Origin of the sequence: Streptomyces sp. NPDC052052, from assembly GCF_040680455.1 — a bacterium.
Taxonomy (GTDB): Bacteria; Actinomycetota; Actinomycetes; order Streptomycetales; family Streptomycetaceae; genus Streptomyces.
Genome location: NZ_JBFAWU010000008.1, coordinates 49,852 through 64,954, shown reverse-complemented (window position 1 = coordinate 64,954; position 15,103 = coordinate 49,852). Strand labels below are relative to the sequence as shown.

At 68.3% G+C, this 15,103-nt stretch carries 12 protein-coding genes; 4 read left to right on the top strand and 8 right to left on the bottom strand.

Translation table 11 applies throughout. The features are described from left to right. Positions 1-65 precede the first annotated feature (65 nt). Complete coding sequence (locus AB0L71_RS11795) at positions 66-2,276, bottom strand: germacradienol/geosmin synthase (protein ID WP_365241103.1); 2,211 nt, start codon at positions 2,274-2,276, stop codon at positions 66-68. 385 nt (positions 2,277-2,661) lie between these two features. On the opposite strand from AB0L71_RS11795, the gene AB0L71_RS11790 reads away from it, so the two are divergent. Further along, the gene (locus AB0L71_RS11790) at positions 2,662-3,993 is read left to right on the top strand and encodes an N-acetylmuramoyl-L-alanine amidase (protein ID WP_365241100.1); all 1,332 of its coding nucleotides are present in this window, start codon (positions 2,662-2,664) and stop codon (positions 3,991-3,993) included. Positions 3,994-4,158: 165 nt separating this feature from the next. Here AB0L71_RS11790 and AB0L71_RS11785 read toward each other — a convergent pair whose 3' ends face one another. Next, the gene (locus AB0L71_RS11785) at positions 4,159-5,295 is read right to left on the bottom strand and encodes an aminoglycoside phosphotransferase family protein (protein ID WP_365241098.1); all 1,137 of its coding nucleotides are present in this window, start codon (positions 5,293-5,295) and stop codon (positions 4,159-4,161) included. A gap of 230 nt (positions 5,296-5,525) precedes the next feature. Here AB0L71_RS11785 and AB0L71_RS11780 point away from each other — a divergent pair, with 230 nt between their 5' ends. Continuing rightward, positions 5,526-7,025 (top strand): hypothetical protein, encoded by a 1,500-nt coding sequence (locus tag AB0L71_RS11780; protein WP_365241096.1) that lies wholly within the window; start codon positions 5,526-5,528, stop codon positions 7,023-7,025. A 151-nt stretch (positions 7,026-7,176) separates the two neighbouring features. On the opposite strand, the gene AB0L71_RS11775 is transcribed toward AB0L71_RS11780, so the two are convergent. The 3 genes from AB0L71_RS11775 to AB0L71_RS11765 form a co-directional block, all read right to left on the bottom strand. Beyond that, positions 7,177-8,622: a SpoIIE family protein phosphatase gene (locus tag AB0L71_RS11775; RefSeq protein ID WP_365241093.1), complete on the bottom strand. Its 1,446-nt coding sequence runs from the start codon at positions 8,620-8,622 to the stop codon at positions 7,177-7,179. Between the two features lie 251 nt (positions 8,623-8,873). Then, complete coding sequence (locus AB0L71_RS11770) at positions 8,874-9,560, bottom strand: YoaK family protein (RefSeq protein WP_365241090.1); 687 nt, start codon at positions 9,558-9,560, stop codon at positions 8,874-8,876. A 223-nt stretch (positions 9,561-9,783) separates the two neighbouring features. Further along, entirely contained in the window at positions 9,784-10,260 is a 477-nt protein-coding gene (locus AB0L71_RS11765; RefSeq protein ID WP_365241087.1) for a GNAT family N-acetyltransferase, read from the bottom strand. A gap of 345 nt (positions 10,261-10,605) precedes the next feature. On the opposite strand from AB0L71_RS11765, the gene AB0L71_RS11760 reads away from it, so the two are divergent. Then, positions 10,606-11,037, top strand: a complete 432-nt coding sequence (locus AB0L71_RS11760; RefSeq protein ID WP_365241523.1) for a nuclear transport factor 2 family protein — start codon at positions 10,606-10,608, stop codon at positions 11,035-11,037. A 584-nt stretch (positions 11,038-11,621) separates the two neighbouring features. After that, entirely contained in the window at positions 11,622-12,257 is a 636-nt protein-coding gene (locus tag AB0L71_RS11755) for a hypothetical protein (protein ID WP_365241085.1), read from the top strand. Between the two features lie 237 nt (positions 12,258-12,494). Here the strand turns inward: AB0L71_RS11755 and AB0L71_RS11750 are convergent, their stop codons facing one another. From AB0L71_RS11750 to AB0L71_RS11740, 3 genes are all read right to left on the bottom strand, one after another. Beyond that, a complete protein-coding gene (locus AB0L71_RS11750; protein WP_365241082.1) occupies positions 12,495-12,941 on the bottom strand; it encodes a MarR family transcriptional regulator in 447 nt (148 codons plus the stop codon). 200 nt (positions 12,942-13,141) lie between these two features. Then, entirely contained in the window at positions 13,142-13,750 is a 609-nt protein-coding gene (locus AB0L71_RS11745; protein ID WP_365241080.1) for a GPP34 family phosphoprotein, read from the bottom strand. 381 nt (positions 13,751-14,131) lie between these two features. Then, positions 14,132-14,851 (bottom strand): peptidoglycan recognition protein, encoded by a 720-nt coding sequence (locus AB0L71_RS11740; protein ID WP_365241520.1) that lies wholly within the window; start codon positions 14,849-14,851, stop codon positions 14,132-14,134. Between the last annotated feature and the right edge of the window lie 252 nt (positions 14,852-15,103).

Here is a 15,103-nt window from a genome sequence, read left to right as displayed (position 1 = left end):
TGCTGTCGTTGCCCACCGCGTCGGCCGTCTCTGTTCCCGCCGTGACCCGGCCCCGCGGGGTGCGGTCACGCCCTGGTGGCCGAGGGCCGGGCGAACAGGGCGGTCACCCTCGCTGCCGAGACACCGATTCCCGTGGGACCGCTGAGGTGCCACGGGGTGCCGGTGCCCCGCCGTAGATCCTGCTCGCGGTAGCGCCGGCAGCCCCGGTGCCAGATCAGGATTCCCGCGAGCCAGTGCTTGAGCTCCTGCACGTACCCGGCCAGAGTTCGCCGGGCCTCCGCGTCCAGCCCGAAGTCGTCGTACAGCACCGGGAGTTCGTGCTCCGCGACATGCAGGAACTGCCGCAGTCGCGATTTCATCAGATCGTGCACGATCTCCACCGCGGTCGGATAGTCCACCCCGAAGAAGTTCTGCACCACCAGGACGCCGTTGTGGACCTCACCCTCGTACTCGATCTCCTTCTGGTACGAGAAAAGGTCGTTGAGCAGCGTGGCGTAGTCCGATGCCGCGTTCTCCAGTGAGCGCAGCGGACCGCTGCGATAGATCTCCTCGGGCACCTTCCGTCCGTGGCCCAGTCGGCACAGACTCATCGTGAGATCCGAGCCGAAGGTCCTGCGCCGCATCTCGATGTAGTCCACCGGGTCGGGAATGCGGTTCTGCACCTGGTTCGCCAGCTCCCACACCCAGCTCGCGGTCATCACCTCCACCGCGGTCCGGAAGGTCCGGCGTCCGCTCGCGTCCATCGGCGCCGAGGTCTTCACCCAGAGATCGGCCAGACCGCGCTCCAGGGCGTTGACCGGCGCGGGCGTCGCGGACCCGTCCAGAGGCATGAACAGCGACAGCCGCTCGTTGGCCAGCTTGGCCCCGGCCAGGTCGCGGGCGCGCCCGTGCACCACCGGGAACCAGTCGTCTCCGTACGTCCCCCAGGTCAGCCACTGGGAGGACAGGTCCAGCTCCTGGGGAGTCGCATCCGGGTGCAGCCCCGCCGCACACAGCGGCAGATCCGTCGCGACGAGCCGCTCCTCGTCCCAGATGTGCGAACCCGGCACCCCCGGTTGCGCCTCCAGGATCCCCATGCGGTTCGCCCAGTCGACGATCCGTACCCGCGCGCCCTCCAGATGCGGGCTGAGTGTGGTGTCGAACGGCAGCTCGAAGGCGGGCAGCAGAGACGGGCCGACACGCTGGTAGGGCACATGGGTGTGGCTGCGCAGCCGGGCCGACTCCGAGCGGGAGGTGAGCCGGATCGGCGCCGAGGACATCCCGAAGGCAAACGCGGTTTCACGGGCCCCGTCGTTCATGTAACGGCTGGAGCGCATGTGCCACTCGTGACCGCCGGACTGCCAGTCCTGGAGTCCCTTGACATACGCCAGTACCGCCGCCGTCCGTGCCGGGTCCAGCCCCTTCTCCGTGCAGAGCGGAACGACTTCGGTGAGGGCGGTGTTCTCGAACTGCTGCAGCCGCGACGTCAGCAGGTCGTTCACCGCGTCCGCGGCCTCCTGCGTGGAGCAGCCGAGGAAGTGCTCGAGGACCAGCACACCGTTGCTGTTCTCACCCTCGTCCTCGACCTCCCGCTGGTACGAGAACAGGTCGTTGCGCAGATGCACGCCGTCCGAGAAGGCGTCCCGCAGCACCTGGAGGGCGCGTTCGGCGGCCAGTTGCTCGGGAACCTCCGCCCCTGCCGCGTACTCCACGAGACCCGCCGACCACGGAGCGCCGCCCACCTTGCGGCGCATCTCGATGTACTCGACCGGGTTCGCGATGCGCCCCTCGTTGATGTTGGCGAGTTCCCACAACGACTCGTTGAGCAGGTTCTTCGTCGCCTCGGCAAAACGGGCCCGCCAGGCGTCGGACATGTGCGGTACCGTCCGCGCCCACAGATCCGCGAGCCCCGCCTCGACCGGATTCGTCGGTTCGGGCGTGGGGGCCCCGCGGTCCATCGGCATGAACGCGGGCAATCGGTCCAGATACCGTTTGCCGCCCGCACGGTCGGGGGTGCGCTTGAAGAGTTCCAGGAAATGGTCGTCGAAGAAGAAGACCCACACGTACCAGTCGGTGACCAGCGAAAGCGCCTCGGAGGAGCAGTCGGGGTGGGTGTACGCGCACAGCAGTGCGTAGTCATGGGAGTCGAGGTCCTTCTCCTCCCAGATGCCCGAACCCTCCAGCATCCCTATGCTGCGTGCCCACTTCTTCGTGTGCTGCCGCGCCTCCTCGACATGGGCGTTGAGCCGCGCCGGATACGGAACGTAGAAGTCCGGCAGAGTGAAGGGCTGAGCCATGTGCGTCCGGCCTCTCCTGGATCTCCGTGCGGGTTTCGCACGGACCGGTCGTGTCGGCGCGAGCACTACCCCTGGGCCGTCCGGAGCACGCGCATCAGGAATTAATCACACGAAAAGTGCGCTCGTTCGTGGTGGTCGACCACGGGGTGCCGCTCGGCCGACGCCTCCGTAAAACCGAGGTAACCCGGTTCCGTCAAGAAGGAGTTGATTCTTTCCGGCCGCAGGTCAGACAACATGCCAGTGGTCTGGTCCACTGGCTCGATCCGTGGTCGTCACACAGCTCTTGACGTGCCATCACCTCAGGTCAGAGAGTGTGCGCGCACACCGGAACAGCGAAATCGGATCACGCACGGCTCCATTACGTACGGCTCCAAGAAGGGTTGCCATGACGTCCAAGCAGAGGACCGGACTTGCACTCGCGCTGACCACGGTCGGCGCCCTGAGCATGGCGCTGCTCAGCCCCGCGGCGCAGGCCGGTGCGGACGAGGTGCGGCCGGAGTGCCCGCGCAGCCTCGAATGCGACTGGGTTCCGGCGGCCTATCAACAGACGGGTGATCCGGCCGACAAGGAGACGTACGGGAACTACGACACCTCGGACCGGCCGAACACCAACAAGATCAAGTTCATCGTTCTGCATGACACCGAGGAGGACTTCGACACCACTCTGAAGATCTTCCGGAACCCCCTGAAGCAGACCTCCGCCCACTATGTGGTGCGGTCGGCCGACGGCCATGTCACACAGATGGTCAAGGGCAAGGACGTCGCCTGGCAGGCGGGCAACTGGTACATCAACAGCCACTCCATAGGTATCGAGCAGGAGGGTGTCGCCGTCGAGGGGGCCACCTGGTACACCCCCGAGATGTACCGCTCGACCGCCAGGCTGGTGCGTTACCTCGCCGCCAAGTACGACATCCCGCTCGACCGTCAGCACATCATCGGTCACGACGGTGTGCCGCCCACCAGCGCGGCCGGAACCAAGAACATGCACTGGGACCCGGGCACCTACTGGGACTGGAACTACTTCATGGCGCTGCTCGGCAAGCCGACCGTACCGAGCGCCCCCAAGAGCAGCGAACTCGTCACCATCAGCCCGGACTTCAAGAAGAACCAGCAAGCGTTCCGGGACTGCGAGAAGGGTGTCGACCTGCCCGTCCAGGGCTCCAGCGCCGTCCCGCTCCACACCGAACCGTCCACCGATGCGCCGCTCTTCTCCGACCCCGGCCTGCACACCGACGGCTCGCCCGGCACGAACTGCGCCGCCGACTGGGGCAGCAAGATCAGCGCCACGCAGCAGGCTGTGGTCGCGGACCACGCTCCCGGCTGGACGGCGATCTGGTGGTACGGCCAGAAGGCATGGTTCCAGACCCCGGCGGGCACCCGGACCACGACGCCCACCTCCGGCTACGTGGTCAGGCCGAAGGAAGGCCTCACGGAGGTGCCGGTGTACGGCGTGGCCTACCCGGAGAAGTCCGACTACCCCGAGGACTTCGGCGACAAGCGGGTGGGCTCGCCGCTGAAGTACACGATCAAGGCCGGCCAGTCCTACCCTGGCGGCGGTGAGGCTCCCACGGGCTTCTTCTACGCCCCGACCATCGACTCCTCGTTCCCGCTCGACCATGTGTACTTCCGCGGCACGGAGAAGTACGTGACGGTGCAGATCGGGCACCGGATCGCCTTCGTGAAGGCGTCCGACGTGGACATCGTGCGCACACGCTGAGAACGCGGAGGCGCCGAAGCAACGGCGTCCTGCGTGCGGAGGCCTTGACGCTCCATGCTCCCACCCGGTCCACGACACGGGTGGGGAGACCGAAGAACACAACAGCACGCTGTGGGACCGGTGTGTCGGCACCGGCCCCACAGCGCGTCTGCCCCCTCAGGAAGGTCAGCGAGTGCCGACCGCAGCACGCACGGCCCGTCGGGCCAGTCCGCAGTCGTCGTGCAGCCGACGTAACAGCAGCCGCTGTTCCTCGGCCGACGAGAGCACTCCCGGTCGCTCCTGTCCGGCGCCCGGAGGCAGCGGCTCCCGCATGGCCCGCTGGACCGCCGTTTCATACGTACGGATCTCCCGCGTCAGCACCAGCATCAGGTTCACCAGGAACGCATCCCGTGCCACGGGTCCCGCCGCCTGGGCCAGTTGGCTGACCTGACGCCGCGCCGCCGGTGCGTCACCCAGGACCGCCCAGAGCGTCGCCAGGTCGTAGCCCGGGAGATACCAGCCCGCGTGTTCCCAGTCCAGCAGCACCGGACCGGTGGGCGACAGCAGGATGTTGGAGAGCAGTGCATCGCCGTGGCAGAACTGGCGCATGTCATGACGGCCTGCCGCATACGCCAGACCGTGCAGCAGCTTCTGTATGTCCCCCAGATCGCGGTCGGTGAAGAGCCCCAGCTCGTGATAGCGGGCGATCCGCGAGGCGTAGTCCAGAGGCTTCCCGAAGAGGCCAGGGGCAGGCCGCCAGGAATTGATCCGGGTGATCGCACCGAGTACGGCCCGCACATCGGCACGGGGCGGGGCATCCGAGGGGTGCCGGGTCAGTGCTGCCACGCGGCCGGGCATCCGCTCGATCACCAGGGTGCAGTTCTCCGGGTCGGCCGCGATGAGCCGCGGAACCCGCACCGGCGGGCGGTGCCGGACGAAAGCACGATATGACGCTATTTCGTGACGGAACCGCTCCGACCAGGCAGGGGAGTGGTCCACTAAACACTTGGCGACTGCGGTGGTACGACCGGTCGAGCCGACCAGGAGAAGCGAACGACCACTGCGGCGCAGCACCTGCACCGGGTTGAACTCCGGGCAGATCCGGTGCACCGAGGCGATCGCCATCCTCAGCTGAGCACCCTGGGGGCCGGAAAGGTCCAGTCGCCCACTGAGCTGGGGGCCACCGGACCCCGCCGGCCGCCGCGGCCGGACCGCGCCGGGCACCGACGCGGCAGTGTGCGGGGAGAGGTACGGTCCGTCGCCCACCCCCAGCGGACGAAGCGGACGGGGCGGGGCGGTCACGGAGGATGACACTGTGTACATGGGCGAACAGATCCCTTCGCGCGCCGACAAGTTGCATGCACCACCCCGTCCGGCGGCCCGTCGGCACCCTGGGGAGAACCGAGGGCTGCCGGGCGGGGTGGCGCTTTCCTACCTGACACCGGGCCGCGGGTGGCAGACCATCTGGCGCACCCTGGCGAACCGTGGCGAATAGTCGCGACGCATCTGCCGGGGGACTACTGTCAACGCAGCCGAGAACCTGGGGGCTTGACGTGACCGGAGAACCCAACACCCGCCTGTCCGACCTGTTCGGCCTTGCCGGCTGGTCCAAGGGCGAACTCGCGAGAATGGTGAACCGGAGAGCGGCGGCCATGGGCCACTCGCAGCTGGCCACCGACACCTCGCGGGTGAGGCGTTGGATCGACATGGGGGAGTCCCCCCGCGATCCAGTGCCCCACGTGCTGGCTGTCCTGTTCACCGAGCGGCTCGGTCGTGTCGTGACCATCGAGGACCTCGGGTTCGGCCGGCGCGGGCGTGCGGGGAAACGGAAAGAGGCCGGGGAGCAGCACAATCCCGACGGACTTCCGTGGGCGCCCGAGCGGACGGCAGCGGTCCTCACCGAATTCACGGGAATGGACCTCATGCTCAACCGACGCGGCTTGGTGAGCGCGGGCGCCGCGCTCGCCGCAGGATCGACCATCACCCGCCCCATGCACGACTGGCTGCACTCCGACCCAGTGCTGGCGGCCGATGCCCCAAGGACCCACCACCCCCTTTCTGTGGATCAGGCCGGCTTCGACCGGTACGAGGCCGCACCCATCGGGTCGGAGGAGATCGACGCGCTCGAACGGTCCGTCGAGGTGTTCCGCGCCTGGGACGCGTCCCGGGGTGGCGGACTCCAACGCAAGGCCGTGGTGGGCCAGCTCAACGAGGTGGGCGGGATGCTCGCCTTCCGCCACCCGGAACATCTGCAGCGCCGCCTCTGGGGCGTGGCCGCCAATCTCGCCGTACTGGCCGGATGGATGTCCCACGACATCGGTCTCGAACCAACTGCCCAGAAGTACTTCGTCATTGCCGCGCATGCTGCGCGCGAGGGCGGTGACCGCCCTCGCGCGGGCGAGGCGCTCTCCAGGGCGGCCCGCCAGATGATCCACCTGGGCCGTCCCGACGACGCCCTGGACCTGATGAAGCTCGCCAAATCCGGCTCGGGCGACACGGTGCTGCCGCGAACGCAGGCCATGCTGTACACCATCGAGGCCTGGGCGCAGGCCTCGATGGGGCGAGGTCAGGCCATGCGACGCACACTCGGCAGGGCCGAGGAGGTCTTCGTCTCGGACAAGAGCGATGTGCCACCGCCCAGTTGGATGCAGCTGTTCGACGAAGCGGATCTGCACGGCATGCAGGCCCTGGCGTTCCGCACGCTCGCCGAGCACGATCCCTCGGTGGCGGTCGTGGCCCAGCGCCACGCCAAACGGGCGCTGGAACTCCGGGCCAACGGGCGCCAGCGGTCCAAGATCTTCGACTACATCTCACTCGCCTCGGCATGCTTCATCGCCGATGATCCCGAGCAGGCGGACCGCTACGCGCGGCTCGCCCTGGTGACGATGAGGGAGACCTCCTCCCACCGCACATGGGACCGGTTGCGTGAGATGTACCGGCTCACAGGACAGTTCGCCGGCTACGCGAAGATCAAGGACCTGCGCGAGGAGATCCAGCTCTCCTTGCCGCAGAGCCCGATCGTCAAGCAGTCAAGGCGTTCGTCGGAGATCTGACCCGCAGGCGCTGTGATGAGGGCGCCCTGCCTTCATCTGCCCGGCTTGACGCACTCCTGCCCCCGGCCGTCCGAGAGCTGCACCCGTAGTCAGCTCGAGTTTCCGCGTACCGTGCAGTCTCGGGGTCTCCGCGCTGGGTGTCGTCGTGGTGCTACGCCCCGATGCGGGCGATCAGTACACACGCGTCGTTCAGACGCTCGGAGCCACCGAACTCCGTCACGACTCTCCGGACGCACTCCTGTGCCGTCCGGGCCTGTGCGAAGTCCGGTGCGAGAGCGAGCAGCGCGTCCGGGCCCGCACCCCGGTCGCTGCGAGGGGTCAGTCCATCGGTGTGCAGTACCAGCACATCGCCGGGCAGCAGCCGTACTTCGTCCTGCTCGTACGTGACCCCGGAAGCCGCGCCGAGAAGCACGCCGTCCGGTGGCATCAGGGGGCGCCCCTCGCCGTTGCGGAACAGCAGCGGTGCGGGGTGCCCCGCCTGTGCCCAGGCAAGGGTGCCGGTGGACCGGTCGTAGCGGCAGTAGACCGCACTGCCGAGAGCGGGCTGGACGGAGGAGTCCAGCAGTTGGTTGAGATGACCCATCAGGGCCCCCGGCTCGATACCGGCCACGGTCATTCCGCGCAGGGCCCCCAGCAGCATCGCCATGGCCGAGGTGGCCTGGATTCCGTGACCGGTCAGCTCACCCACGGTGAGGACGGTCCTGCCGTCCGGCAGTTCCAGTGCGTCGTACCAGTCTCCGCCGATCAGCGAGCTCGATTCCGACGGAAGGTAGTGGGCCGCGATGTCCAGCGCACCCGGTCCCTGTGGGGGGAGCCGGAGTGAACCACGCCAGGGCGGAAGCACGGCCTGCTGGAGCTCCACTGCCACCCGTTGCTCGGTACGTGCCATCTGCTGTCGGCGCTGGAGCGAGTCATGGGTCGTGCGGACCGCCTGCTGGCTGCGTCGTAGTTCGCTGACATCCCGGAGTACCGCCCACATGGAGGCCGTGCATCCGTCCGTGTCGAGGACGGGTTCTCCCCTCATGTGCAGGGTGCGCGTCCGGCCATCGCCCCGCACGATGCGGAACTCGCCGTCTATCGGCCTGCCGTCGATCAGGCAGTCCGTCACCAGAGCCGTGAGCAGGGGCTGGTCTTCGGGGAGGAGCAGGGACGGGAGGTCGTCCAGGGAGAGCGGGCCCGCTTCGGGGGACCTGCCGAAGATCTGGAACAGCTCCTCCGACCAGGTGACCCCGTCGGTCAGCAGATTCCACTCGGCGCTGCCCACACGGGTGATCGGCGATGGGGGCTGCGGTGCGTCGACGTCCTCCTGCCCGATGTCCTGCGTGGAAGCAGCCGCGGGCTGTTCCGGCATCGCCGGCGCCATGCCGTCCCGGAGTTGTCCGAGGTGTGTGCCGAGATCATCGAGGTGATGGACCGCCAGATCGCAGAGTGCGCGTTGCCAGCGGAGCTGCGGGTCCTCCTCGTCGATCAGCACCGTGTCCCGGCGCACCGCGTCCACGTCGCCGCGGAGCCGACGGGTCCGGTCGATCCAAGCGTCGACCGCATCGCGCTCCGGCGGCTGGGGGGCGGGGTGGTCCGCGGACAAGGGGGACGGCATCTCGTACTCCGATACAGGCGCTGCACTGCCAGGTCGGGAAGGTGGACCGTAGACGACTGTTGCACAGGCTGCGGGACGCTGTGAGGGAATTGGCAACACTCGATGACTTGTTGCTTCTGGCATATGTCGCAGGCGGCATGAGGGTGTCGATCCTCCGAACAATCTTGCTACTGACGGACGTTGGCGCAAGCAGACCGGTGGGTCCGGACCTCTGATCCGGCCGAGCCCCGCTCTACCGGCCGGGCCCCGCTCTACCGGGCACGCGTCCGACGGGACTGGTGCGATCGGCCCCCGGAGGACCACCGGGGCGCCGACTCGATCAGCAGTGCACCCAACACCGGAGCCACAGCCACCGAGGCGGCGGCTCCCGGCCAGACCCGTACGACCAGCGCCGTCACCGCTGCCCCCGCCACGACCGCGATCAGCCGGCCGGCCACCCAACGGTCCTCCCGACTCTGCGAGCGCAGCGTCACCCGGCTCACGAGAGAGGTGAGCGTGCCCGTGAAGTAATTGGTGGGCGTCGCGCGAAGGCGGGACTGAATCCCCATGGCCAGGGCAAAGAGCGACAACAGTCCCAGTCTGACGCCGCCGTCGACCGGCTCCAGGGCCCACAGCACGGCACCCGCCGCGAGGAGCGTCACCTCGATCAGCAACATCACCGGAAGGGGCCACCGCAATCGTTCGCCCATCCACGCGCTGCATGCGACCCCGACGCCGTAGGAACCGAGCGAGGTGATCACGCGAAGGGCCACCCCCTGCTCCCCGACCCCGACGGCAGAGGCGCCCAGCAGTACCAGGTTGCCGGTCATCACCCCGGCGAAGACCTGTCCGACGCAGACGAAGACGAACGCGTCGGCAGCCCCGGAGGCGGCTGACAACAGCAGCAGCGCCCATTCGCTCCGCGGGGCGCGTCCGGGAGGGAGATCAGGAGTAGACACGCCTGCATTTTCGGGCCGGGCTCCGCCGATGGCGCCGACCTGCGGCCGGTCCGGCGCGCCGGACCGGCCGCAGCCTCGCGCCGGGCCGCTGCCGTTCCTTGGCGGCCGGGACGACCGGTGCCGTGGTGAGCTGTACCGACCCGGGGCCATGCGCCGTTCGACCAAGCCCTGCCCCGGCTCTCCGGGCGGGCACGTGCGTCCGTCGCAGCGCTGTGCTGGTGCGTCACTCTGCAGGGTCCTGCCCCACGCTGAACTGGAGCAGAGCCGGTGAGGCAGCAAAGCCCTGACGGCAGTACGCCGGGACGGCCCGGTCGCTGGAATGGACCGTCACCCGCTCCAGACCCAGTTCATCTGCCCATGCCATGACCGCCTTGATCAGCTCGCCACCCAGACCGCGGTCACGCTCGTCCGGCTTCACGTACACGCACTGCACATCGCCCGACATCCGTTCGAACGCGCGCGGATGCGGCACGCGTTCCGTGGTCGCCAGCCAGGCCATGCCGATGACCACCTCGCTGCGGACCAGCACCATGCACCGGTGCGAGGACTCGTTCTGCCGTGCCCAGGCCACGAACCGGGGCACGAACTCCTCCAGTGGGGCGTCCGGCGTTCCATGGATCTCCTGCGTCCACCACCATCGGAGCTCGGCGACGGCGGCCAACTCACTGATACGGGCGGGTCGGATCGCGATGTCGTTCACGTATCCATCCTGGCTCGGGCCCGCCTGCGAGGTGGCCGTTTCAGCGACTGCACCACGTCCCACTCCCCGGAGCCGCGAACCCACGGGGCAAGGCGTCAGGGCAACGGTGTGGGCCGAGTGGTGTCGCAACGTGCCTGGCCGGCCGGGGAGTTCGTCCAGCAGGAACGCCCACAAGCCGTTGGATTTCCCGACGTCCCGCAGATACCTGCTGACTCGACACCCAACTCTCAGGCCTGCCAACCTTCGTGCTCTGAAATGATCCGTTACCCTTTTCGCCGCCCCTCCTTCGGTGATACTCATCAACGTACGTAGTCCTATGGATGGGTGGGGAGGACAAGGATGTCCATCGACACTGCGGACCGTTTCCGCGCCGCCGTCGAGAAGCGTGATCTCGCCGCGCTGGACGGTCTGTTCACCGAAGACGTGCGCCTGTACAGCCCGGTGAAGTTCACTCCGTTCGAAGGGCTTCCCATGGTGCTGGGACTCTTCGGGGTCCTGCTGAGGACGTTCGAGGACTTCCGCTACGTCGGCCATTTCGACGGATCGGCCGAGATGGGTGCGGATGGGGTGCAGGCACCCTCCGAGATCCTGATCTTCCGGGCCCGTGTGAACGGCAAGCAGATCCATGGAATGGATCTGCTCCAGTTCGACGAGGAGGGCCTGATCAAGGAGTTCACTGTGATGGTCCGCCCGCAGTCGGCGGTGCAGGCCCTGGGGGCAGCCGTGCTGAAGGGGCTGGTGGAGGACGGGCTCGTGCCGGCGCCGGGCGCCGCCTGATCCGGCGCCACCGGTTCTTGGCCCCCGTGCCGGAGGGGCCGTTCTGTCGCTGTCGACGCCTCTGCGGCGTGTGCCGAGGTGGTCGCCCTCGTACGGGGCGCCCGGCGAAGGCGCTTCCTGGGGTGCCGGGCCGAACGTGCTCGCCGCCCGTGTCCCGTCGGCCGCCCTTGCCGGCCCCTCATGGCCCGCAGGGCGCCGCGCCCCCGGTTGTGCGCCAGGGGCCGGACGTGGCTCTTTGGGAGTCACTGCTGGTCAGAAGGTTGTGGAGCGGTGATGGCCGCCCTTCGGGATGTGGCGTGCGCTCGCGAACCGAGGCCGTGTCAACGCAGACACGCCGTCACCGGGGGTGAGCAGGTGTCAGCAAGTCGCCCGGACGGTCTAGGCGCATTTCAACCACCCTTTGAACAAGCCGACTTGATCTGTCGCCGGAAAAACCGGACCTGGCATCCGGGTGTCTCCTGTACCTCGATCGGCGCCCTCGGGCCAGTAATTCAATATGTCCGATATGACAGTTGTTGGGAGTCTCAGTACGTTCAATCTCGGGTCGACTGCTCAGCCGACCTCTCTGAGACAGGAGAAGTGACATGGTTACCCGTTCCACCGTCGTTACTGCCGCTGTCGCGGCTGCCGCGGCTCTGGCCGCGACCGGCATCACGTACGCCTCGGCCGCTTCCACGGAGCCGGCCCAGGCAGCCCCTGTCGTCCAGCAGGCCACCACCCCCCTCTCCTCCCTCAACGGTGGCGACACCGGCAATGGTGAAGAGGGCAAGGGCAACGAGGGCAAGGGTGGCTACGAGAAGGGCAACAAGGGCTACAACAAGGAGAACAAGGAGCGCAAGCGGCACTACTACAAGGGCCGCATCCAGATCAACGAGCGCACCTACACCGCCGACGGCCTCGGCTGCGTGACGGTGGTCAGCGGCCTCGGCTCCAAGACCCTCAACATCCGCAACGACAGCCGCAAGACCGTCGAGGTCTTCCGTGGCGCGACCTGCGACAACGGCGCCCCGCTCGCGGTTGTCGGACCGTGGAGCTCCAGCGATGGCGTTCACCCGGGCCGTGTCAAGGGCGGCGTGAAGGTCCGCAACGGCGTGGTCGGCAGCTTCCGTGTGATCGAGCGTCACCACGGCGGCGGCTACGGCGGCGGCGAGGAAGGTGGCTACGGCGACGACGAGGGCGGCTACGGTGGCGGCGACGAGGGCGGCTACGGAGACAAGTGACCGAACATCTTCGCGATGGCCGGTGACCTGGCACCGCACACAAGGCTGGTGAACGACTCACCCGCCTGACGCAGAACCCCGGCCCGCCGGAATCGGGCCGGGGTTCTGGCTTGTGCGCCGACGTCCCGCTGCTGAAGCCGGACTGCGAGGGGTGGCGGGCTCGTCCCGCACTGCCGTGCAGGACGAGGCCATCGGCACTCGCCCCGCGGTGAGGCTCCCGGCGATCTCGCCGCGGGCTCAGCCGCGGGGCCAGGGGCGGCCGTCGAGGCGTTCGATGTGGCGGTTGAATCGGGCGAGGCTGTCCGCGAACTGTGTTGCTTCCTCGGGTGTCCAGTCCTCCAGTACGCGGGCCAGACCGTTCATGTTCGCGGTCCGGTCCCTGTCCAGGCGGCGCTCGCCCTCGGCCGTGATGGCGAACTTGCGGGCGATGCCCCCCTCGGGGTCGGGGATGCGCGCGACGACACCGGTGCGCAGCATGGCGGCGGTCTGCCGGTTGAGGGTGGAGGTGTCCAGGCCGAAAGCTTCGCTGAGCTGGCTGATCGAGAGCGGACCTTCGTCCTGGATACGGCTCAGGAGTATGTAGGCGCTGCGGTCGAGTCGCCCGTCGCCCCGGTGGGTGAGCAGATGCATGTACCGGCCGAGAAGCATGGTCTCGAACTCGATCCGGTCGAGGGGCATGTCCACGCGAGGCGTCCTTTGGGTGCGGGCTTGCCTTCCTTTTGGGAAGATCACCTTCGGTAGATATATCACAGAATGTGTGCATGATGCATGAAGCGTGTATGAACCATGATTGATGCATCATGCACATCCCGACCCGTGCCTCGCCAGGGCCGGATGGGGCAAGAAAGGGCGCGGGGGATGAGCCCGCGGAGGGGCGGAACTCGTCACTCGCCTCGCCACACGTTGTCGAAGGCCGCTTGGTCGATGGCCCGGCGTTGTCGCTGGAACTCCAGATCCTTCAACGCGTCGTCGAGTGCGGCGAGTACGGTCGTCACCGGGTCGTCGGCCGCGCCGGGGAATTCGCCGGCCGGCCTGTCGTGGATGCCGGCAGCCGCTACGAGAGCGGCGAGGACGGGCTCGTCCGAGGCCCAGCGCTCGGCCGCATCGCGGCGAGCTGCTGAATCGGCCAAGGTCGTCCGGTCGGCCCGGGCAGGCATCCAGCGGGGATGCCGTTTCCGGATCAACTGCCCGTCCGCTTCGAGGGCTTCCACATAAGCCGTGGAGAGGCCGCGGCCTCTGCGCCACAGCCAGTCGTCGAGCGTCTCGTACGGAGGCCGGCCGACGAGCGAGGAGGCGGCCTGGTCCAACAGGCGATCCGACATCTGCGGCGGATGGGTGGGAACGATCAGGTCGTCGTCCAGCCTGATGGCCTCGGCGGCCAGCAGATCGATCAGCTCGGCTCCCGCGAGCGCGAGGGACAGGTTGCCGCGTTCCACGGAGTGACTGGGCGACATGTCAATGACTGTGATCAACAGGTCCCGCGGTGTGCTCATGAAGGGCTCCACGTCAGAGGCGTAAGGGGCGATCCGTTCCCGAGCCGACGGCCCGGCGCCTGTCACGGCATCGAGCGGCAGGACCGGTTGCCGATCCCGGTGATCGCCGCACCTGCTGAACGGAATCGCTGCGCGCGGCCGACAGGTGCAGGGTGCGGTGGGCGTGGGGCCCGGCCGGTCGATGCCGTCCACCAGCCTACGGAGCGAGGGCGGCACCTGCATCCCGCGGCCGATCGCCCCGGCCCGCCGGGGAGGCGGTGCTGGGCGCGGGACGGTTCGGGGCTCCGGTGGCGGGTTCACCGCCGTGTGCGGGGCTCGACGGGGCCGGGTGAACAGTCTTGTCCCGGTGAGGACATGGGTGGAGCGAGGCGCCCCCGGCCTTCAGTGACCGACGTGTTGGAGGATCGGCAGGTCCGAGGGCAGGGTGGCGCCGGCGGGTGCGGGGAGGGGCCTGCCCTGGAGGCGGGCGGCAAGGCTCCGGATCGCAGGGAGGCGTGCGAACAGTGCTTCGCCGGGACAGCTGGTTGCATAGCCGTCGCGGTGGCCGGAGATGGCATTGAATGCGGCTGAAGTCCCGGCGGGGTAACGGCTCTTGTCGCTCGTGGACGTGAGTCTCACCTTGCTGGTGGGGTCGATGCCGCTCAGGCCGAGCTTCCAGGCGGCGAGCGCGGCGATCGCGCGCTCCATGGGTGCCGGTACCGGAGTGCCTCGGTCGAAGGTGCCGATCGCGGCGATTCCCGTGGTGTCCTGATTGAAGCCGAGGGTGTGGGAGCCGACGACGGGCCGGTCCGTGCCGCCGGCGCGTCCTTCGTAGATGGTGCCGCACTTGTCGACAAGGAAGTTGTAGCCGAGGTCGCCCCATTGCCGGTCACGCGTCTGGCCCGTGTACAGATTGCGCACAGTACCCGGGACGTCGTCACAGTCGTAGTTGTTGGGGGAGTCCGTGTGATGGATGAAGACTGCCTTCACCCCTTGCGCGTAGTGGGCATGGGGATCGCGCTTGGTCTCGTCGGCCCGCCACTGGCTACGCATCACGATGGCCGGCCGTGGCGCCCCATGGGGGAATGCCAGCGATGTCGCCCCGAGGGCCGGGAAGGGCAGTGCGGACTGGGCGGCCAGTGCCGGAGCCGCTGCGGCTCGCCATACGGAGAGCGGGCCTTCCGGAGTTGTCTCGCCCCCGGCGCCGGAAGGCGCCCTTCCCGGGGGAGCCGCGAGCAGGGAAACCGCCGCAGGAGCCGTGACCCATAGCGCTATGCGGAAGAAACGCACGGAGAAACCCTTCTTCGTCTTTCGCCGAGAGAACGGGGGAGCGCGTATCCCATAGCTTTGCGGTGGGAGGTTCGGTGCGCGCCC